Source organism: Paraburkholderia madseniana, from assembly GCF_009690905.1.
Taxonomy (GTDB): Bacteria; Pseudomonadota; Gammaproteobacteria; order Burkholderiales; family Burkholderiaceae; genus Paraburkholderia; species Paraburkholderia madseniana.
In genome coordinates, this window is record NZ_VOSW01000091.1 from 1 (window position 1) to 19178 (window position 19178).

The following is a 19178-nucleotide window of genomic DNA, read 5'->3' on the forward strand; positions in this document are numbered from 1 at the left end:
CGACGGCCGGGCAACTGCCCACGCAGGTTGACGACGCTCGTTACTGCAATTGCGTGGCCGGCTCGAATGGATGAATCAGATAGATGGAGACAAAGCCGGTGAGCGGGCTTACCCGCCGGTGAACCGGCCTAACGTGTACCACCCGCGTACCACCCACGAGGTCGACGTGAACACTATTACAAACGCGCAAACCGCAGACACGCAGGACCGCCCGGGTCGCACCCCTGAGACACCCGCCAAGGCGATGCCCGCCTATGAGCAGATCAAGCGCTATGTAATCAGGCGCATCAGCGAGGGGGACTGGAAGCCGGGCGGCCTGATCCCATCCGAAACGGAGCTGGTTAAAGAATTCGGCGTCGCGCGCATGACGGTATCGCGCGCGCTGCGTGAGCTCACCACCGAACGCGTGCTGACGCGCGTGCAAGGTTCCGGCACGTTCGTCGCGCCACAGCGCTACGAATCCACGGTGCTGGAAATCCGCAATATCGCCGACGAAATCGCCGCACGTGGCCATCGCCATTCCGCACGTGTGCTGACGCTCGAACCCAGCGACGATCAGCAAGCGCTCGAAGCGCTCGGTCTTGCCAGCGGCCCGGCGTTTCACTCGTGCATCGTACACAGCGAAGAGGGCGAGCCGATCCAGTACGAAGATCGCTACGTCAATCCGAAGGTGTTCCCCGAGTACCTGGAGCAGGACTTCACTGTCGAGACGCCGAATCACTACATGGTGCGGCTCGCGCCGATCCAGCGCGCGGAGTTTCGTATCTATGCGCAGAAGCCCGACGCGTATGTGCGGCGGCATCTGATGATGGATATCGGCGAGCCTTGCCTGCAGCTATGGCGCCGCACATGGGTCGGTGATGATGTGGCGACGTCGGTGCAACTGTGGCATCCGGCGTCGCGTTTCCATCTGGCGGGCAACGTGTGAGTGGCAGGAAGCGGGCGAGGGCACGGCGCTCGCGCCGCTAGCCCTGGCGCTGCGACAGATCCGGCGTGAATCGGCAACCCAGCCGATACCGCGAGCCCGGATGCACGAAACGCGCGAACGTGACCGCAACGCCGCTCGTCCATGTGCGGCGCATCAGCGTCAGGCACGGCTCATCGGCGCGAATTTCCAGCCACTCGGCTTCGGCGCGCGTCGGCAGACCCGCGTCGACGACATGCTCGACGTCATGCGCCGGCACGGTCTCGAACAGATACTCGGACGGCCTCGTCGTAGAGAAATCCTGCTTCAGGAAGTCCGGCGCCGTGACCGGATTGACGTAGCGGTCTTCGAGCTGCACCGGCAGACCGTTCTCGCGATGCACGCAAATCACATGAAACACGGAAGCGCCGGGCGCAAGCCCTAATGCGTTCGACACCGTCACCGGCGCAGTTTCGCGTTGCGAGAGGACGGTATCGTAGCTGTATTCGTGACCGCGCGAGCGGATCTCGTCGCCGATATGGGCGATCATCAGCAGCGTCGATTGCGGCTTGGTTTGCGCGACAAACGTACCGACGCCGGACACGCGGGTGACGAGGCCTTCATCGGCGAGTTCGCGCAGCGCGCGGTTCACCGTCATGCGCGACACGCCTAACGTCGCGACCAGGTCCAGCTCGGACGGCAGACGGTCGCCCGCTTGCCGCGCGCCCGATTCGATGATCTGGCGGATGTGGGTCTTGACCTGTTCGTAGCGGGCGGCCGGTGCGTCAGTCACCACGCGCGCGGTTTTCATCGCCGCGGCGGGCGGATTGTCGTGAGCTTTGCTGCGAACGGTGGAGGACATCGGCGGCCCTTGCGCTACAGTCCGCGTGAACTGCACGAGCCAGCCGAATCGCGAGGGCATCGGCGCAAGTTCATACCGGCTCCGCATCATCCGGACCGCGCGCCCAGAAGGCATTGCGGTCGAAGTAGTTTTGCAGGAACTGCCGCAAACGCGGCTGCCCGGCATCGTGAAAGACCTCGCGCGGCTTGCCTTGCACCGCGATGCGCCCCTGATCGATGAACATCACCTTGTCGGCGACCTGCGCGGCAAAGCCCATTTCGTGCGTGACGACAGCCATCGTCATGCCGTCGCGCGCGAGCTGCTTCATCACTTGCAATACTTCGCCGACCAGTTCGGGATCGAGCGCCGAGGTCGGCTCGTCGAACAGCATGATGTGCGGCTCCATCGCCAGCGCGCGAGCAATTGCAACGCGCTGCTGCTGGCCGCCCGAGAGTTTCGACGGGTAGGCATCTCCCTTATGCGCGAGGCCAACGGTTTCCAGCATCGCATTGGCGCGGCGGCGCGCTTCATCGCGTGACAGACTGCGCACGCGCAGCAACGCTTCCATCACATTGCCGAGCGCCGTCATATGCGGCCACAGATTGAATTGCTGAAACACCATGCCGACGTTGCGCCGCACGCGATTGATCTCGCCTTGCGACGCTCGCACGCGTTTTCCATTGCGCTCGCTGTAACCGAGCAGTTCGCCTTCGATGCGCACGTCGCCCTGATCGTAGGTTTCGAGCGCGGCGAGGCAGCGCAGCAGCGTGCTCTTACCCGAGCCCGATGGGCCGATGATGCAGACCACTTCGGAGCGGGCGATCTCGAGATCGACGCCGCGCAGTACTTCGACCTCGCCAAAGCGTTTCTTCAGGTCGCGCACTTCGATCAGCGGCGCGCCGGGCGGTGTATCGAAGGCAGCGGTGGAAGTGGAGGACGGCATGTCGGCGATAGCGTTCATAAGATGGTCCGGATTTCCGTTCATGCCATGAAGCGCGCGATGCGGGTTTCGGCCCACATGCCCGCGCGCGAGGTCAATTCGACCAGCGCGAGATAGCACACGCACAGCACCAGCAGCGTTTCGACAAAAGCGAAGGTGGCCGAACCGATGCCGGTCAGCACGAACGTGAGCTCGGGGACGGTGACGATCGACAGCACCGCGGTTTCCTTGCTCAACACGATAATCAGATTGGTCAGCGCAGGCACGATCAGCACCAGCATTTGCGGCACCTGAATGCGCAGGACGGCTTGCCAGCGGGTGAGTCCGAGACAGGCTGCCGCTTCGAGATGACCCGGCGGCACCGATTGAAAGCCGGAGCGAAAGGCTTCGGCGAAATACGCGCTGCCGTAGAGGCCTAATCCGAGCACACCGGCTGTCATCGGTTCGAGCGTGAGGCCGAAGGACGGGCCGCCGTAGTACAGCAAAAACAATTGCACCAGAAATGGCGTGCCGCGAAACAGTTCGATGTAGAAGCGCAATACGCCGCGCACCCAGCGTCCGCAAAAGAGCTGCAGCACGGCGATGAGAAAGCCGATCAGAATGCCGATCGCGACGCCCGCGGCCCAGGTGCCGAGCGTGGTCGCGAGACCGGCGGCAATCGGCTGCAGGTTGTGCGTAATGACGGTGGGGTCGAGCTTTTGCATGGCCTATTTCAATCTCAAGCTCTAGGTGGGTCAGGCGTGCTGCAAACGGTATTCGGCGGCGTGCGCGACGAGCGCCAGCGTGCCGCAGATCACGAAGTAAATCAGCCCGGCAGCGACGTAGGCTTCGAGCGGCCGATAGGTGCTGGCCGCGATGTTCTGCGCGGTACGCGTCAACTCGGCCACGCCCACCACCGAAATCAGCGACGAAGCCTTGATCAGCAGCACCATTTCGTTGACGAGCGAAGGCAGCGTCAAGCGAAACGCCTGCGGCACCAGAATGCGCCGCAGCATATCGAACGGTGAGAGCCCGAGCATGCGCGCGGCTTCGAGATGGCCCGGCGGAATGCTGAGAAAGCCGCCGCGCAGAATCTCGGCGATATAGGACGCGGAGCACAGCGACACGGCGCTGATTGCCGCGACGATGGGCGATACGTTGATCCCGGCGAACGGCAGCAGGTAATACACCAGCAGCAGTTGCACGAGCATCGGCACGCCGCGAAAAAAGAACACGTAGGCGCCGCCGAACATGCGCGCCCAGCGCTTCGGGGAGAGGCGTGCGGCACACACGCCGATCGCGACGAAGAAACCGATCAGGAGGCCCGTCAGTGAAATGCCGATGGTAGCGAGTGCCGCATGCAGCAGCAGCGGCAGGCCCTGGAGGAAGACGGTCGTGCTGAACATACGCGTCGCACTCGCTAGATCAGTGCATCAATAGTTCGGCGTCGGCATCGTTGTCGGCGCATCCATCGCGACACCGAACCACTTTTTCTGCAAGGTCGCGAGGCGCCCGTCGTTGTGCATTTTCACGAGCGCGGCGTTGAAAGCATCGGCGAGCGTCTTGCTGTCCGCGTCTTTACGCAGGCAGTAAGCAAAGTACACTTTCGCGCCGAACGGCGGCTGCACCACAGCGAAGGTTTCGGGACGTTGTTTCGCGACATACGCGATGTTGGTCATCGAGTTCGCGACCGCCGCGATGCGGCCGGCGGCGAGATCGGCGTAGGCCTGATTGTTGTCGACGTATTCGCGGATTTCAGGCGGCTTCGGCAAGGTGGCGACGTAGGTCTTCAACTGGTCGAGCTGGGCCGAGCCTTTGCCCGCGCCGACCGTCTTGCCGGCGATATCCGACGATTGCTTGACGGCGGAATCGTTGGCGCGCTTGAGCAGCGCGTCGGTGGCGTCCGCGATCGGCAGGGTGTACGTGTAGCGTTCCATGCGCGCCTTCGTGACTGTCAGTGGGCCGCCCACCATATCGAACTTGCCGGCTTCGAGACCCGGCAGCACGCTCGGCCACGGCAAGTCGATGAAGCGCACCTTGACGCCCATTTCCTTGCCGACCTCGGCGAACAGGTCCTTATTGAAGCCCGCTTGCTGGCCGTTTTCAAGGAAGTCGAACGGCGCGAACTGCATCTCGGTGCCCACCACCAGTTCGCCTGCTTTCTTCACTTTGGCGAGCTGGTCTTCCGCGTGGGCGGTGACGCTTGCCGCGCACAACGCCAGCATGACCAAACGACACTTCCAGCCTGCAAGGATGCTCATGGGATTCTCCGGTTGGCAAAGCGGTGTCGCGCGAAAGCGGTTCGTCAGCATGGACCGGCGCGAGTCATGCGATGCAGTATATACCGCAGTTTTCGCGCGAAATAAATAAACGCACGAGTAGAGAAAAGCCCTTACGTGAAGCCCCGCAAAGCAACTTGCGGGTACGCTTTTGGCGGTATATACAACTGGAATGCACGAGGCAGGCGAGCTTGTCGCGACTGATTCATCAGCCTCTTTCGTCGGTTGAATTGACTAGCCCTCCAGGGAGCAACGCAATGCCCGTGACCCGCATTCCGATCATCGACCTTGCCGGCGTGCGTGCTGGCGACCCGCAAGCTTTGACGCGCGTGGCGCGCGAAATCCGCGAAGCGTGCACGACGATCGGCTTCTTCTACATCGTCAATCACGGCGTGCCGCAAGCGGCAATCGATGCGGCCGAACAGGCGGCGCGCACGTTCTTTGCGTTTCCGGTGGAGACGAAGCGGCGTGCGGCGGTCAATCAACGGCATCGCGGTTTCAACGCGCTCGGCGACGCCACCATGTATCAGGCCAAGCGTCCCGACTACAAGGAGTTCTTCAGCATCGGCCTGGAGGTGCCTGAGGACGATCCCGATGTGAAGGCCGGACAGGCGTTGCGAGGGCCGAACAACTGGCCGGATTTCATGCCTGAGCTGCGGCCTGCGCTCTACGGCTATTACGAAGCGGTCGCCGCATGCGGCGCCGATCTGCTGCGAGCCGTGGCGGTGAGTCTCGGCGTCGACGAACATTTCTTCGCGCCGCGCTATACGAAGCGGATGCAGCGCACGCAGATGGTCTACTATCCGCCGCAGCCGCCCCAATCGGACGCGGATCAGTTCGGCGTCGCGCCGCATACCGACTACGGCTGCATTACCTTGCTGTGGCAGGATCAGGTGGGGGGCTTGCAGGTGCGTGAGATCGCCAACGATACGTGGGTCGATGCGCCGCCGATCGAGGGCAGCTTCGTGGTGAACGTCGGCGATCTGTTGGCGCGCTGGACCAATGACCGCTTCCGCTCCACCTTGCATCGCGTGATCAATGCGTCGGGGCGCGAGCGTTATTCCATCGCGACGTTTTATGATCCCACTTACGGTGCGATGGTCGATCCGCGCGAGCTCGGTACGAGTGATGCCGAACTCAAGTATCAGCCAGTCGCCGCGGGTGACTACATCCTCGGGCGAATCAATGATTCGATGGGCTATCGCAAGAAACGGGCGGTTGAAGGAACGCAAGGAACCACTGCATGACAGATAACAGTTTGGCAAACGGCGTCGCAAGCAGCGTGGGCAGCAACGCAAACGTCAGCGCAGCGCCGCTTTCCGCAACGCTCGACGCGCTGCGCGCCGCGCTCGGGGCCGACGCAGTGCGCGTTGGCGAGCAGATCGGCGAGCACGCGATGACCGATTGGACCCGCCACGATCCGACACGTCCCGCCGCGCTGCTTTTGCCGCGCAGCACGGAAGAAGTCTCGCGCGCACTGGCCATTTGCCACGCAGCGCATCAACCGGTGGTGCCGCAGGGCGGCATGACCGGTCTCGCAGGTGGCGCGATTGCGCGCGCGACAGATATCGCGTTGTCGCTCGAACGGCTCACCGGCGTCGAAGAAATCGACACCGCGTCGGCCACGCTGACCGTGCGCGCCGGCACGACTTTGCAAACTGCGCAGGAAGCCGCCGCCGAAGCGGGTTTCGAACTCGCCCTCGATCTGGGCGCGCGCGGCTCGTGCCAGATCGGCGGCAATCTGGCGACTAACGCGGGCGGCAATCGCGTGATCCAGTCGGGCACCGCGCGCGATCAGGTGCTCGGCCTCGAAGTCGTGCTCGCCAACGGCGACGTGCTGACTTCGCTCGGCAAGATGGTCAAGAACAACACCGGCTACGACCTCAAACACTGGTTCATCGGTTCGGAAGGCACGCTCGGCGTGATCACGCGCGCGGTGCTGCGGCTCCATCCGCCACGCGCGGCGCGCCACACCGCGCTCGTCGCGCTCGACGATTACGCCGCCGCCGTGAACCTGCTGCGCCGCCTGTCGACGCGCTTTGGCAACGACATCGGCGCGTTCGAGATCATGTGGCCGGATTTCTACGATTTCGGCGTGAAGCTGACGGGCACGCGCTCGCCATTCGCCGACTCGCACCCGCTCTATGCGCTGATCGAACACGCGAGCTTCGACGCGGGTGACGACGGCGAACGCTTCTCTGCCGTGCTGACCGAAGCGCTCGATTCAGAAGCGATCCGCGACGCGGTGATCGCGCAATCGGTGGCCGACGTGCGCGCGTTATGGGCGATTCGCGAATGCACTGCCGAGTTTCCGGTACGGATGGATCCGATCAACTTCGACGTGAGCCTGCCCATCGGCGAGATCGGCGCTTTCGTCGACCGTTGCCGCGCGGCGCTCGATCAGCGCTGGCCGGGCAACTTGTCGTATTTCTTCGGCCATATCGGCGATTCGAATCTGCATCTCACCGTCGACGGCCATTCGATTCCCGGCGTCGATCATCACGCGGTGTATGCGTTCGTCTATGGGATGCTGGGACCGTTGCACGGTTCGGTATCGGCGGAACACGGGATCGGCTTGCTCAAGCGCGAGTTCTTGCCGATCTCGCGCTCGCCGGCTGAATTGGCTGCAATGGCGGCCATCAAACATGCGCTGGACCCGCACGGCATTCTGAATCCGGGCAAGTTGTTTTGAACAGGGTGCGCCGCGCGCCAGCGGTTCGCGGGCGTAACGCGCGGCTACGCCCTGGCCGTTCCGTCAATGCGCATTCAGATACCGCGCAATCACCGGATAGACATCCACCGCCGCGTTCTTGCCGAAGATACAGTCGATGTGCCCGTAGCCGGGAATCAGATGCCGTTCATACGGCTGCTCGGGCCATTGCTCGACCAGCATGTCATAGGTCAGCAAGGTGCTCTTCGGCAGATAGGTTTCGTTTTTCTCGCCATGGATAAAGCCGATCGGCAGGCGCAAACCATCCAGGCCCTTCATGCCGTCAGCGCCACTCAGATAGACGTCTCGGCCTTCGGCATCGACGACCTTGCCCGCTCGCACCATTGCAGCGAGATGCTTGAAGACGGAGACGTCGTGCACGCCGAGCAGTTCCTGCAGATTCGAATGAAGCGTCTCATTTAGCTGCTCGTGTTCGTAGAGCAGGCCGTAAAGGAAGGTCGCCCGGTGGCAGATCGGGCTGCCGCAGCCCTGTTTATGACTGAGCGGGTAGAGCCGCAATGCTTCATCGAGCAGGTTATGGGGCCACGACCTGTGCTCCGTAAAAGCGGTCAGATCGAGCACGCCGAGATGCTCCATGATGTCAGGGACGTGCAACCCGCACTTGATTTTTTCCAGCGTGCCCGGCACCGGATGCGCCGAGACCTGCGAGATCACCGCCGAGCGCACGCCCTTGAGGCCGTACAGCAGCGACATGGTCAACGCCAGTCCACCCATGCAGTGGCCCAGCACCTGAATGTCCGGCACGTTGGTCAACTCCCGCACTTTGGCGACCGCGGCCGGAATGTCCTCACGAGCGACCTTGTCGACATTGGTCGGCACCAGCACGCTCGGCATTTCGATGCTGACGCGCAGATCGACGAGCCACACGTCGTAGCCGGCTGCGCAGAGATATTCCACCAGGTTGGTTCCGATCAGATCGGTGGAGTAGATCCGGCTCGATACACCCGAGCCATGGATCAGCAGCACGGGACGCAGCGGTTTGTCGGACGGCCCGGCGTAGCGCGTGAGTCGAAGTCTGGTCCCGTCGGCTGTGTCGAAGAAGACGACTTGCGGCGCGGGCGCGCGTAGCGCGCGTTTGAGGCGCGGCTCCGCCTTCGGATCATAAAACTGCAAAGGCGCGGCCACGCCGCCATATTCGGTGAACAGCACGCCCGCGAAAAACTTGCCAAACTTCAGGGTCCATTCAAGGCGCGACGTCAGGTCAGGGGTGTTGGTGACCTCGAGCGTGCGTTGCTGCTTGAGGAAATTCTCGGGCGTAATGATCAGCGTTGCTTTGCCGATCGCCGGCGCATCCGCTTGCGCCGAGTCGCGGAGTTCGGCATAGAGCGTGTTGGTCTGGTCCCAGAGATTGATCGGCGATGTACGCGTGATGATTTTCTGTCCTGTCAGGTAGTACTTCTTGCCTTCCGTGGAATTGAGCGTCATGCGGTAATTCATGTTGCGCTCGTCCACATCCGATTCGTCGACCACGAACAGATTGAAGGTGCCGTCCGTGATCGTCATCGGTTGCGCGGAGAGCGCGGGACAGGTCAGCGTGCCCGTAGTGTGGGCCAGATGTTGCGGATTGCTCAGCATATCGGCCAGATCGTCCGATTCCACCGTCAGTGTGAATTCGATCGGGCTGGTAGCAGCTTCGCCCGCCACTGCCGGCGTATAAGTGCCAATCATCGTTTCGGTGAAGCGCAGGCCGATCTTCTGGGGCGTGGGCGTAGCGGCCGTGCCCTTGGCCTCGTAATCGATGTTCCAGCCTCGCGCGTTGGCGAGCAGCGCACAATTGCGTTCCGCCAGCGCGGAAATCGTCAGCAGCGGATTGACGCCGAGCGACATCGGCATGACCGCGCCGTCCATCACGTATAGGCCTTCGTGCACCGCATTTCCGGTCGTGCCGCTAAAGACTCGACCCTCATGATCGACGACGCCACGTGCCGCGTCCTCGCCCATGCCGCAGCCGCCGAGCGGATGCACGGTGACAATCTGGTCGCCGAGCATTTTGGTCGAAATCGGGTTGCGCATGTATTTGCCGCCGAGCGGCGCCTGCGCCTTCTCGAGCGTTTCTTCGACGGTCTGGAAGATCGGCTGCTTGCCTGCGTTCGGCCAGGCGATGCGCGGCCTGCCTTTGTCGTTCACGCTGATCTGGCCGCTTTCGTCGTCATGCGCCATCACCAGGTAGGTTTGCGTGTGATTGAGGGCGCCGTGATAGGGGCCCCGCAGGAAGCTCTCGATCACGCGCGCGTCGTAGCCGAGCGGTTCCCCGGCGTCGCGCGGCGTGGGAATGTCGACGCCTTCGAACGACGCGGCGCCGCCGAGCAGGGCCACCAGCGCGGCGCCGACTGGCCCGGCAAGCGAGCCTTCTTCGATTACGAAGCCGTCGGTCACGTTAGCGGTGTTGCGGTGGTCGATGATGCCGGTAATGGTCGGTCCGACCGGTGGGATGTCCCCCTTCTTGTGGGCACCCCAGCCGACGCCGTTGATCACGTCTTCGGTGTTGTAGGCGAAGGCCAGCACGTCGCCATTGCCGGTGAAGTGCTGGCCGAGCATGTCCGACACGCTTAAGCCCTCCTTGCGCGAGCGCAACAGCAGGGCAGTCGAACCGATCGTGCCGGCCGACATGATGACGACATCGGCGCTCACGAACAGATCGGGTGCGTCATAACTCTCGCGGCCCAGCTTCACTTCCTGAAAGTGCACGATCCACTTTTGTGTGGCGGCGTCGCGCAACACCGAATGCACCGCTGCGCCGGTAAAAATATGGGCGCCGTGCGCGACCGCATCGGGCAGGTAGTTCATGTGCGTCGAATTTTTCGCGTCGTAGTTGCAACCCGAGTTGCAATCGCCGCATCCGACACAGGCTTTCTGCTCGACGCCCGCAGCGTTGATGCGGTCCTCGAAAGTGACCGTGACCGGCGGGGGGTAAAAGCGGTCTTCCATGCCGAGCGCCTGCGCGGATTTTTTGAGCGCCAGCAGTTTCGGCAACTGCAAAAAATCGCCGGACACCGCCGACGGTTGCAGCATGGCGCGAGCCAGTTCATAGCCCTTGTCGCGTCCCGCCTTGTCGGCGCGGAGCGCCTCGGGCCAGCGGTCGTCGTCCCATAGGCGCGGTTCGGCTTCGAGCGCGACATTTGCGTTGATCAGCGAGGTGCCGCCCAGTCCGCAGCCCACCACCGCATTCACGTCTTCATTCACGTGGACTTCGAGCAGCGCGAGCGGCGAGCCGATTTGTGCGAGCGCGGTGTTGTATTGCACCTCGGTGGCGCCTTCGATCGGCGTGCGCGGATAGTCGCCGGCCATGAATTCGCGCCCGCGTTCCAGCACGCACACGTTTTTGCCGGCACGCGCCATACGGCTCGCGGCAATCGCCCCGCCATATCCCGATCCCACCACCACCACGTCGTAATGCGACTGAATTGCTGTCAGGGCGCTCGATAAGCGGTTCATTCAGACCACCTCGTCAGGAAGGGGATGCCGGGTAGGGGAACCCGGACTTCGGAAGGAAGACGGCGTGCGGCTGCGGCTTTTTTATCGTAGGCGGTGCGCGATGACAAAAAAAGGCGCATCGTACGTGGCGCGCGGCGTTTGCATGGGGCGTGTTCGATTTTTGGAAAAGGGAGAGAACCGCCGTCGGCCCACGCTGGCCTGTCAACGCGCTATTAGGCGGCTACTTCATTCATTTCGCTGTCGCTCGATTCGGCGGCGAGCAGGTTCAAGGCGATCAGAATCGCCGCGCGGTTGTCGAGATCGATCGCGATGCCGAGGACGTCAATCAGCCAGCGGCCGATCTTGGTATTGGAAAATTCGTCGGCCCCGGCCGTCTTTTTCATGGTGACGCCAAGTTTGACGGCGCGATAGTGATACGAGGGCACACGATGCTGAGCAGCGACGGCCGACAGACCGCCTTTTCCTTCCGAGCACCAGCCGAGGCTGCCGGCCAGCACGATGCGCTCCGGCTCGTCGAGGCTGTCGATAAAAGTCCGTGCCGCGAGCCGCACGCGTTGTTCGTCGAGGCCGTATTGCAGCAACACGCTTTCGACCGGATCTTCCAGTGCTTGCGCGTGCAGATCGATTTCCTGCGCCATGCCTTCGTTTTCCATCGACACGTTGCGTTGATGGCCGGCGCTACGCAGACAGTCGATCAGGTAACGGCGAAAATACGCGCACAGTGCATAGCCGTTGGACGGCGCGCTGTCGGCGCAGGCATTCGTTTCCGTGTGGCCGGGCGCGAGGCGCAGTACTTTCGCGTAGATGAACTGCGCGACCAGTTCTTCCTTGTCTTCGCCGAGCGCCTGCAATTCAAGCGGGTGGTAGGTGCGTAGCGCCCGCTTGACCAGATCGACCATCGACACCATTTCGTCGGCGGACAACTGGGTACGGCGACGCCACAGGTCGGGCAGGATCGCATCGTCGAGATTGCGGACGAACGCGTGGCTCGGAACTGCGCCCATGAAAACCTCCATAAAGGGTTAGGCAATGAGCGCGGGGAGCCTCGACTGCAGGCAAAGAAGGGGGTGTTGGAACTTTTGAGCCGCGCTGGAATGTGAAGCCAGTATGGTTTCCGGCGGGCGCTTCGCCTATATGGATTAAGTGGTAGCTGATGGGTAAACTGCCGGGTAAACCATCCGGTCAGAACAATCTGCGGTGCCGGACAAAGGAGACCGCATGATGCGGGCCGACCCAATCCAGCGTGCAATCGACGAAGACCTCGTGCGCGTGCTGTACGCGCAAGATCCGATCGCCTTCTTTTCGCACTGGTTCTCGATTGCGGTGCTGGTGGCGATCTACTGGCCGAACGTGCCGTCGCCGCCGCTTTTCATCGCGTGTTTCGGGTTTTATGCGGCCGCCAATTGCGGTGGCCTGGCACTGTGGATCTGCAATCGCCGCTACCCACACCTCGCGACGCCGCGCGGCTGGATCAACCTGCATGCGCTGCGCGGCGTGCTGCTGTACAGCGCGCCGGGGTTTGCGGTGTGGTTCGCGTTCCAGAGCACGCAGGCCGATTTGCCGCTGTTGCACACCGTGATGATCGTCACGCTGGCAGCCGGCGTGTTCATGTCGAACGGCTTCGATCTGCTGAATTTTTCGACCGCGATTCCGTTTCTGCTGTTTCCGGCGATCGTGCTGCATTTCGGCACGCATACGTTCGATCGCACCATTCTCGCGATCGTCCTCGCGTTCTTCTTCTGCGCGATCAACGTCTATGCGCTGAGTTATCGCAAGCTGTTCCAGCAGGTCGTGCAGGCGCGCGTCGATCAACAGTATCTGGCGGAGTCGCTGGCGGCGCAAAAGCGTGTCGCCGAAGAGGCCAGTCTCGCCAAAACGCGGTTTTTTGCGGCCGCGAGCCACGATTTGCGCCAGCCACTGCATGCGATCGGTTTGCTGGCGGCTTCGCTCAACGACTCGGCGGCGACGCCCGTGCAGCATGCCAGGACGGCTCAACACATCGTTTATAACGTCGAGGCGTTGAATCAGTTGTTCAACCAGGTGCTCGATCTCGCCAGGCTCGAAAGCGGCGTGACCCAGGTGATCCGCTTGCATTTCCGGCTGTCGGAACTGTTCGAGCGGGTCGGCAGCCAGTACCGCCCACAGGCCGCGGCGAAGGGGCTGGCGCTGCGGATCGCACCGTCCTCGGTGGTCCTGCATGACGATCCGGTGTTGCTCGAACGCGTGCTGAGCAATCTGCTCTCGAACGCGGTGCGCTATACCGAGGAAGGCGCGATCTGGGTCGGCTATCGCCGCGCAGGGCGTCGTTCGGGCGGCTATATCGAGGTGCGCGATTCCGGCATCGGCATTCCGGCCGAGGAACACGAGCGCATCTTCGAAGAGTTCTACCAGGTTGCCAATCCGCAGCGCGACGCGCGTCAAGGGCACGGTTTGGGCTTGCCGACGGTGAGGCGCCTCGTCGAAATGCTCGGCGGCGAGTTGCAACTGCGTTCGGCACCGGGCCGTGGCTCGGTGTTCCGCTTTCCGGTGCAGGCGGGCGACGCCGGCGGAATTGTCGCGAGCCTGAACGAGGCGGTGGCGGGTGGACCGTCGGCGCAGGGGCGGCGGGTGTTGTGCATCGACGACGAACCGTCGATTCTCGAAGGCCTCACCAGTCTGCTGGGGCGCTGGGGTTGCATCGTGCGTGGCGCACGCGACGAGGTCGATGCGCTCGTCGCGCTGGAAGACGGCTTCGTGCCGGATGCCGTGTTATGCGACTACCAGTTGGCCAATCACCGGACCGGCGCGCAAGCGCTGTCGGCCGTGCGCAATGTGCTCGGGCGGGCGGGCCACGACAGTGTGGTGACCTTGCTGATCACGGGCGATATGGCCTCGGCCGAACTGGCGGCGCTGGCCCTGCAAGGCATTCCGGTGCTGCACAAACCGGTTACGCCGGCGCGTTTGCGGCGCACCCTGGAAATGCTGTGGCAGCAGGCGGAACTGGATAAGGGGCGGGCGGCGTGAAGGGTGACATGAAGGGCGGCATGAGCGCCGCCCGTTGATCTGTTGTTAGAGGGTTTTCCCGGCCTCGAGCCAGCCGTTGATCACAGCGATTGCCGTGGACCGGTTGTGCACGCCGAGCGCCCGGAAGATCACCGACAGATGCACCTTGACCGTCCCTTCCGCGACGCCCAGCTCACGCGCGATCATCTTGTTGGTCCAGCCGCGATGCACCAGCCGCATGATGTCCTGCTGTCGCGGCGACAGGTTCTCCAGCAGATGTTGCTGGTGCGGCTGCAGCGCCTGGATTTGCGTGATCGGTTCCGTGAGCGCGGCGCCGCCCTGAGTCGGCGCGTGCGCGGCGTCATGGGCGGCAAGCTCCGCGGGCGCTTCGGCACGCGCGGGAGCGGCTTGCGTCTCGCGTGAGCCCAGCAGACTGAGCGCCTCCATCGGCACATAGGCGCCGCCCGACAACACCAGCTCGATCGCCTTGAGCATGACGCTGGCGGGCTGCCGCTTGGGCACGAAGCCGAGCGCGCCGGCAGCCAGCACCGCGCGCATTTCGTCGGGCGACTCTTCAGCGGAGAGCACGACGACCGGCAACGCCGGGTTTGCCTTCAACAGCACTTCGAGCGACGACGCGCCGGTCATACCTGGCATATGCAGGTCGACGATGGCGAGGTCGTGGTCGGCGTCGGGCCGCGCGGCGGCGGCGAGGGATTCCCAGCTATCGGCTTCGTCGAATTGCGCGTCGGGATCGAGCCCGCGCAATAGTCCTTTGACGCCTTGCCGGATCAGTTCATGGTCGTCGGCCACAAGAAACTTCATGATGTCTCCGCGAGTCGGGACTGCGCGTTGTGGACTGTCACCGCCGTGCTTCTGGCTCTACTTCCCGTTTTACTTCTATTCTCGATTCGCGTCATTGCCGGCTACCCCGCGATCATATGCCGATCGGTGGTGCGGCGCGCCTTGCAGTTTGCCGCACGAATGAACATCTATTTATGTAATCGCCGGCTGGTTCGATGCACCAGCATTATGTGTAAGGTAGGTCTCCCGCGCATAGGTTCCGGCTTGTTACGAAGACGAGCCGCACGGCGCAATTTTTGAAGCCGTCCACGCGGGAATCCGCAGGTTATGCGCACCAGATGAAATTAGGCAAGCGCATGATTCACTTGATTGCAAATAACGTCGCATTCATCAGAAGCTTGAACGCGAAGCCGAGCGACATCGCCGAGGCTACGCCAAAGCACCATAGCGCGACGAACCACAGCCAGCCGGGCAGCCGGCGCCGCGGCGTTTGAGACGTGCTGCGTGCGGCGTTGGCGCCCGCGTCCTTAGTGATAGTGATGTTGGTCGCCATGACGCACCTTGCCACGAAATACCCAATAACCCATCGTCGTATAAGCGATGATGACCGGCAGAATCACTGCTGCGCCGACTAGCGTGAACATCTGGCTCGAGCGCGGCGCAGCGGCTTCCCAGAGCGTCATGCTCGACGGAATCGCATAAGGCCACAAGCTCACCAGCAGCCCGGCATAACCGAGCAGCACCAGAAGGAGCGCCAGCACGAACGGCGTGTTGTGATGCCGAGCGCGCACCGCGCGGTGCATGAAGAACGCGCAGATCGCCACGAGGAACGGCACCGGCAGCAGACGGTAGAACAGGTTGTCGTGAAACCAGCGTTGCGCGATAGTCGGATCTTGCAGCGGCGTCCACAGGCTAACCATCGCGATGAAGCCGAGCAGCACGAGCGTTAGCGGCCACACTACGCGATGCAGGCGGCGTTGCAGATCCCCTTCGGTCTTCGCGACCAGCCAGCAGCAGCCGAGCAGCGCGTAGGTGATCACCAGACCGAGGCCCGTCAGCAGGCTGAACGGCGTGAGCCAGCCGAAGGCGTCGCCCGCATAGCCGCCGTCGATCACCGGGATGCCTTGCAGGAACGCGCCCAGCACGATGCCTTGAAAGAACGTCGCGCCCGCCGAACCGCCGATGAATGCCAGGTCCCACAGATGTTTGGTGCGCTTGGCCTTGGCGCGAATCTCGAACGACACGCCGCGGAAAATCAGGCAGACGAGCATGAAGATCAGCGGCAGATACAACGCGGACAGCACGGTCGAGTAGACCACCGGAAACACCGCGAACAGCGCGGCGCCGCCGAGTACCAGCCAGGTTTCGTTGCCGTCCCACACGGGCGCGACGGTGGTCATCATCAGGTCGCGCTCTTTCTCATCGGGGAAGAACGGGAAGACGATGCCGATGCCCAGATCGAAGCCGTCCAGCACCACGTACATGAATAGGCCCAGCGCAATGATCGCGGCCCACGCTACGGTTACGTCCATTTTCTTTCTCGCAAGCAGTGAGGTTAGGCGGCGTCGATCATGTGATCGGCGGCGGACAGCGGGCGGCGCGCGGTCTGATTCGGCATGTGCTCAGGCACGCCGTGCGGTGTCTTTCCCGGCAGTGCCGGACCCGAGCGCATCAGCTTGAGCATGTAGTAGATGCCGGTGCCGAACACGAGGAAGTAGACGACCACGAAGGCCATCAGCGAGATGCCGACCTGCTGCGTGGTGAGCGGCGATACTGCCTGCGAGGTGCGCATCACGCCGTACACCACCCACGGCTGACGGCCTGCTTCCGTGGTGACCCAACCCGCCAGCAACGTGATGAAGCCGGTCGGGCCCATGGCCACGGCGACGCGCTGGAACCACTTCGCTTCGAATAGACGTTCGCGACGGCGCAGCGCCCATGCGGCCAGCGACATCAGGATCATCAGCACGCCGAGTCCGGCCATGATGCGGAAGCTCCAGAACACCACCGTCGAGTTCGGCCGGTCTTGCGGCGGGAATTCCTTCAGGCCGCGAATTTCGCCGTCCCAGCTATGCGTGAGGATCAGACTGCCGAGGTGCGGAATCGACACGGCATAACGTGTGGTCTCCGCCTGCATATCCGGAATGCCGAACAGGTTCAGCGCGGTGCCGCCTTTCTCGGTTTCCCACAGACCTTCGATCGCGGCGATCTTGGCCGGCTGATACTTGCGCGTGTTCAGACCATGCTGATCGCCGACGAATGCCTGGATCGGTGTGAGGATCAGGAGCAGCCAGAGCGCCATCGAGAACATCTTCTTGACCGCGGGATCGCGCCGGCCGCGCAGCAGATGCCATGCGCCCACCGCCGACACCGCCAGCCCCGCGACAATGAATGCCGCGAGCGCCATATGCGCAAGCCGGTAAGGGAACGACGGATTGAAAATGATCTTGAACCAGTCGAGCGGTACGACGTGGCCGTCGACGACTTCAAAACCTTGCGGCGTTTGCATCCAGCTATTGGACGCGAGAATCCAGAAGGTCGAGATCAGCGTGCCGATCGCCACCATCAGCGTGGCACCAAAGTGGGCGCGCGGACTTACGCGCTGCCAGCCGAACAGCATGATGCCGAGGAAGCCCGCTTCGAGGAAGAACGCGGTCATGACCTCGTACATCAACAACGGTCCGGTGATGGGTCCGGCGAAACTGGAGAAGCCCGACCAGTTGGTGCCGAACTGATAGCTCATCACGACGCCGGACACGACGCCCATACCGAAGGCGACTGCGAAGATCTTCGACCAGAACAGGCAAAGATCTTTGTAGTAAGCCTTGCCGGTTTTCAGCCAGCGCCATTCGAGGACAGCGATGAAACTGGCGAGGCCGATGCTGAGCGCCGGAAAGACAATGTGAAACGAGACGGTGAACGCAAACTGAATGCGGGCGAGATCGAAGGCCGAAATTGCGGAGTTCATGAGCGTGAAGGTCGTGATGCCCGTGAGGGCGGACTACGCGCGTCGACCGTTGTCGGTGCGCACTGCGCTGGGCAGATGGCGCAAGAGTAGGGGATGAGCGAAACTTTTGCTGCAATGCGACGTGCGTCAAAAAACCACGTTGTTTTGCGCGTATTTTCGTTTTTGAGACGGCAAAGCCTTGATAGGTATCAAGTTTTCCTTAGTGCGTCCTTGCGTGCGTCTCTCGTAGTCTGCGCAGAACTGCGGCAATAGACCGCGCTGCAACAACGCGGCTCCGGCGTCTTCGTGACTAGGTCCCTCGCTGCGGACGCCGCATTCCAGTCATGTCAGTCAGCGAGAGATCGCCGCAACAGGCGGCGCGAGCGCTCAACACCGCGCGGACGAAGCCTAAGCGATCGAAATAAACAGTTGCTTGCCACACGCGGCCGCGTACCTGCGCAACGTGTCGATAGAAGGCGAGTGCTGCCCCGACGCAAGAGCCCGTTCCAGCCGGGTGATGGCCGGTGCTTTCGTGCCCATGCGCTCGGCGACTTGCGCCTGCGTCAGGCCGGCTTCGCGGCGCGCGGCGAGCATCTGGTCGAGCAGCGCGAATTCTTCGCGGTTCAGCCGTTCGTATTCGGCGCGTACTTCGGGGTCGGCGAGCGCCCGCTCGCGCATTGCCTTATAGGTTGCCATTTCTGATCTCCAGCAGTCTTTTGCGCGCAACGTCCAGTTCGTTACGCGGCGTTTGTTGCGACTTCTTCACGAAGCTGTGAAGCATGACGATTTTCCGTTCCACGATCGAGCAGTAGAACACTCTGGCGATGCCCTCTGCGCCTTTGAGGCGCATTTCGAACAAGCCACCACCCATTGATGCAGTGTGCGGCTCGCCGAGATTCGGCCCGTATTCCTCCATGCGATCGGCCAGCGCGATGAAGCGTGCAAGCAGCGTTTTCGGCAAGGAGGCAACGTTCACTTTGACCTTTTCGTTGTAGAAGTCGATCGTAAATGCCATTGGAGTCAATAATAACAAATATGTTATTTTCGCACAAGCAACCCACTTTGCAGTTTGTTGCTGTAGGTCAGCAAAAACCGGGAGCATTGCCTGGCAGGAAATCGAACGACAGGAAGAGGGCGAAAGCAGGACCGCGATGAGCGGTTACAACGGCGTTGGCGCAACCAGGTGTTCGGTAGGGTTGATTCGTGCGGGACGCGATATCGGGCGCGGCACGGCGGAGGTCTCCTTTCTCACGGGCTGATTGAATCGGAGTAGCGATGCAAGGGTCACTCAAGGGCCACTCGTCACCATCCGACAATAACGCCGTTCGTGCCGACT

General features: G+C 62.5%; 17 protein-coding genes. 4 read left to right on the top strand and 13 right to left on the bottom strand.

Going from position 1 to position 19178, the window contains the following annotated elements:
* Nucleotides 1-244 precede the first annotated feature (244 nt).
* A complete protein-coding gene (gene hutC / locus FSO04_RS34660) occupies nt 245-928 on the top strand; it encodes a histidine utilization repressor (protein WP_154566065.1) in 684 nt (227 codons plus the stop codon).
* Between the two features lie 37 nt (nt 929-965).
* On the opposite strand, the gene hutC (FSO04_RS34665) is transcribed toward hutC (FSO04_RS34660), so the two are convergent.
* The 5 genes from hutC (FSO04_RS34665) to FSO04_RS34685 form a co-directional block, all read right to left on the bottom strand.
* A complete protein-coding gene (gene hutC / locus FSO04_RS34665; RefSeq protein ID WP_154566040.1) occupies nt 966-1766 on the bottom strand; it encodes a histidine utilization repressor in 801 nt (266 codons plus the stop codon).
* A 70-nt stretch (nt 1767-1836) separates the two neighbouring features.
* Entirely contained in the window at nt 1837-2706 is an 870-nt protein-coding gene (locus FSO04_RS34670) for an amino acid ABC transporter ATP-binding protein (RefSeq protein WP_154566041.1), read from the bottom strand.
* Between the two features lie 20 nt (nt 2707-2726).
* Entirely contained in the window at nt 2727-3389 is a 663-nt protein-coding gene (locus tag FSO04_RS34675) for an amino acid ABC transporter permease (protein ID WP_154566042.1), read from the bottom strand.
* 30 nt (nt 3390-3419) lie between these two features.
* On the bottom strand, nt 3420-4070 hold the full coding sequence (locus tag FSO04_RS34680; RefSeq protein WP_054040252.1) for an amino acid ABC transporter permease: 651 nt from the start codon (nt 4068-4070) through the stop codon (nt 3420-3422).
* A 27-nt stretch (nt 4071-4097) separates the two neighbouring features.
* Nucleotides 4098-4925 (bottom strand): transporter substrate-binding domain-containing protein, encoded by an 828-nt coding sequence (locus FSO04_RS34685; protein WP_154566043.1) that lies wholly within the window; start codon nt 4923-4925, stop codon nt 4098-4100.
* 275 nt (nt 4926-5200) lie between these two features.
* On the opposite strand from FSO04_RS34685, the gene FSO04_RS34690 reads away from it, so the two are divergent.
* Both FSO04_RS34690 and FSO04_RS34695 read left to right on the top strand, forming a co-directional pair.
* Nucleotides 5201-6190, top strand: coding sequence for an isopenicillin N synthase family dioxygenase (locus FSO04_RS34690; protein ID WP_154566044.1), 990 nt, complete (start codon nt 5201-5203; stop codon nt 6188-6190).
* On the top strand, nt 6187-7635 hold the full coding sequence (locus FSO04_RS34695) for an FAD-binding oxidoreductase (protein ID WP_233465077.1): 1449 nt from the start codon (nt 6187-6189) through the stop codon (nt 7633-7635). The genes FSO04_RS34690 and FSO04_RS34695 overlap by 4 nt, the downstream gene beginning before the upstream one ends.
* 63 nt (nt 7636-7698) lie before the next feature.
* Here FSO04_RS34695 and FSO04_RS34700 read toward each other — a convergent pair whose 3' ends face one another.
* A complete protein-coding gene (locus tag FSO04_RS34700) occupies nt 7699-11109 on the bottom strand; it encodes an alpha/beta fold hydrolase (RefSeq protein ID WP_154566045.1) in 3411 nt (1136 codons plus the stop codon).
* A 212-nt stretch (nt 11110-11321) separates the two neighbouring features.
* Nucleotides 11322-12113 (bottom strand): hypothetical protein, encoded by a 792-nt coding sequence (locus tag FSO04_RS34705; protein ID WP_154566046.1) that lies wholly within the window; start codon nt 12111-12113, stop codon nt 11322-11324.
* Nucleotides 12114-12330: 217 nt separating this feature from the next.
* On the opposite strand from FSO04_RS34705, the gene FSO04_RS34710 reads away from it, so the two are divergent.
* On the top strand, nt 12331-14112 hold the full coding sequence (locus FSO04_RS34710; RefSeq protein WP_154566067.1) for an ATP-binding response regulator: 1782 nt from the start codon (nt 12331-12333) through the stop codon (nt 14110-14112).
* A gap of 45 nt (nt 14113-14157) precedes the next feature.
* Here FSO04_RS34710 and FSO04_RS34715 read toward each other — a convergent pair whose 3' ends face one another.
* The 6 genes from FSO04_RS34715 to FSO04_RS34740 all read right to left on the bottom strand — a co-directional run bounded on the left by FSO04_RS34715 (nt 14158) and on the right by FSO04_RS34740 (nt 18944).
* Nucleotides 14158-14916, bottom strand: a complete 759-nt coding sequence (locus tag FSO04_RS34715; protein WP_154566047.1) for a response regulator transcription factor — start codon at nt 14914-14916, stop codon at nt 14158-14160.
* A gap of 340 nt (nt 14917-15256) precedes the next feature.
* Nucleotides 15257-15448, bottom strand: coding sequence for a hypothetical protein (locus FSO04_RS34720; RefSeq protein ID WP_154566048.1), 192 nt, complete (start codon nt 15446-15448; stop codon nt 15257-15259).
* Nucleotides 15423-16427, bottom strand: coding sequence for a cytochrome d ubiquinol oxidase subunit II (gene cydB, locus FSO04_RS34725; RefSeq protein ID WP_154566049.1), 1005 nt, complete (start codon nt 16425-16427; stop codon nt 15423-15425). The genes FSO04_RS34720 and cydB overlap by 26 nt, the downstream gene beginning before the upstream one ends.
* Nucleotides 16428-16450: 23 nt before the next feature.
* The gene (locus FSO04_RS34730) at nt 16451-17863 is read right to left on the bottom strand and encodes a cytochrome ubiquinol oxidase subunit I (protein ID WP_154566050.1); all 1413 of its coding nucleotides are present in this window, start codon (nt 17861-17863) and stop codon (nt 16451-16453) included.
* Nucleotides 17864-18250: 387 nt separating this feature from the next.
* Nucleotides 18251-18538: a helix-turn-helix domain-containing protein gene (locus tag FSO04_RS34735; RefSeq protein ID WP_063498788.1), complete on the bottom strand. Its 288-nt coding sequence runs from the start codon at nt 18536-18538 to the stop codon at nt 18251-18253.
* Nucleotides 18525-18944, bottom strand: coding sequence for a type II toxin-antitoxin system RelE/ParE family toxin (locus FSO04_RS34740; RefSeq protein ID WP_325063546.1), 420 nt, complete (start codon nt 18942-18944; stop codon nt 18525-18527). Before FSO04_RS34740 ends, FSO04_RS34735 begins: the two co-directional genes overlap by 14 nt.
* Nucleotides 18945-19178 lie beyond the last annotated feature (234 nt).

Bases quoted from the DNA above. Each gene is read 5' to 3' on its own strand.
- FSO04_RS34735 (WP_063498788.1), bottom strand. From the start codon at position 18,538: ATGGCAACCTATAAGGCAATGCGCGAGCGGGCGCTCGCCGACCCCGAA.
- FSO04_RS34720 (WP_154566048.1), bottom strand. From the start codon at position 15,448: ATGGCGACCAACATCACTATCACTAAGGACGCGGGCGCCAACGCCGCA.
- FSO04_RS34700 (WP_154566045.1), bottom strand. From the start codon at position 11,109: ATGAACCGCTTATCGAGCGCCCTGACAGCAATTCAGTCGCATTACGAC.
- FSO04_RS34690 (WP_154566044.1), top strand. From the start codon at position 5,201: ATGCCCGTGACCCGCATTCCGATCATCGACCTTGCCGGCGTGCGTGCT.
- FSO04_RS34695 (WP_233465077.1), top strand. From the start codon at position 6,187: ATGACAGATAACAGTTTGGCAAACGGCGTCGCAAGCAGCGTGGGCAGC.
- FSO04_RS34740 (WP_325063546.1), bottom strand. From the start codon at position 18,944: ATGCTCCCGGTTTTTGCTGACCTACAGCAACAAACTGCAAAGTGGGTT.
- FSO04_RS34710 (WP_154566067.1), top strand. From the start codon at position 12,331: ATGCGGGCCGACCCAATCCAGCGTGCAATCGACGAAGACCTCGTGCGC.
- FSO04_RS34670 (WP_154566041.1), bottom strand. From the start codon at position 2,706: ATGAACGCTATCGCCGACATGCCGTCCTCCACTTCCACCGCTGCCTTC.
- FSO04_RS34730 (WP_154566050.1), bottom strand. From the start codon at position 17,863: ATGAACTCCGCAATTTCGGCCTTCGATCTCGCCCGCATTCAGTTTGCG.
- hutC (WP_154566065.1), top strand. From the start codon at position 245: ATGCCCGCCTATGAGCAGATCAAGCGCTATGTAATCAGGCGCATCAGC.
- FSO04_RS34715 (WP_154566047.1), bottom strand. From the start codon at position 14,916: ATGAAGTTTCTTGTGGCCGACGACCATGAACTGATCCGGCAAGGCGTC.
- FSO04_RS34705 (WP_154566046.1), bottom strand. From the start codon at position 12,113: ATGGGCGCAGTTCCGAGCCACGCGTTCGTCCGCAATCTCGACGATGCG.
- hutC (WP_154566040.1), bottom strand. From the start codon at position 1,766: ATGTCCTCCACCGTTCGCAGCAAAGCTCACGACAATCCGCCCGCCGCG.
- FSO04_RS34685 (WP_154566043.1), bottom strand. From the start codon at position 4,925: ATGAGCATCCTTGCAGGCTGGAAGTGTCGTTTGGTCATGCTGGCGTTG.
- FSO04_RS34675 (WP_154566042.1), bottom strand. From the start codon at position 3,389: ATGCAAAAGCTCGACCCCACCGTCATTACGCACAACCTGCAGCCGATT.
- cydB (WP_154566049.1), bottom strand. From the start codon at position 16,427: ATGGACGTAACCGTAGCGTGGGCCGCGATCATTGCGCTGGGCCTATTC.
- FSO04_RS34680 (WP_054040252.1), bottom strand. From the start codon at position 4,070: ATGTTCAGCACGACCGTCTTCCTCCAGGGCCTGCCGCTGCTGCTGCAT.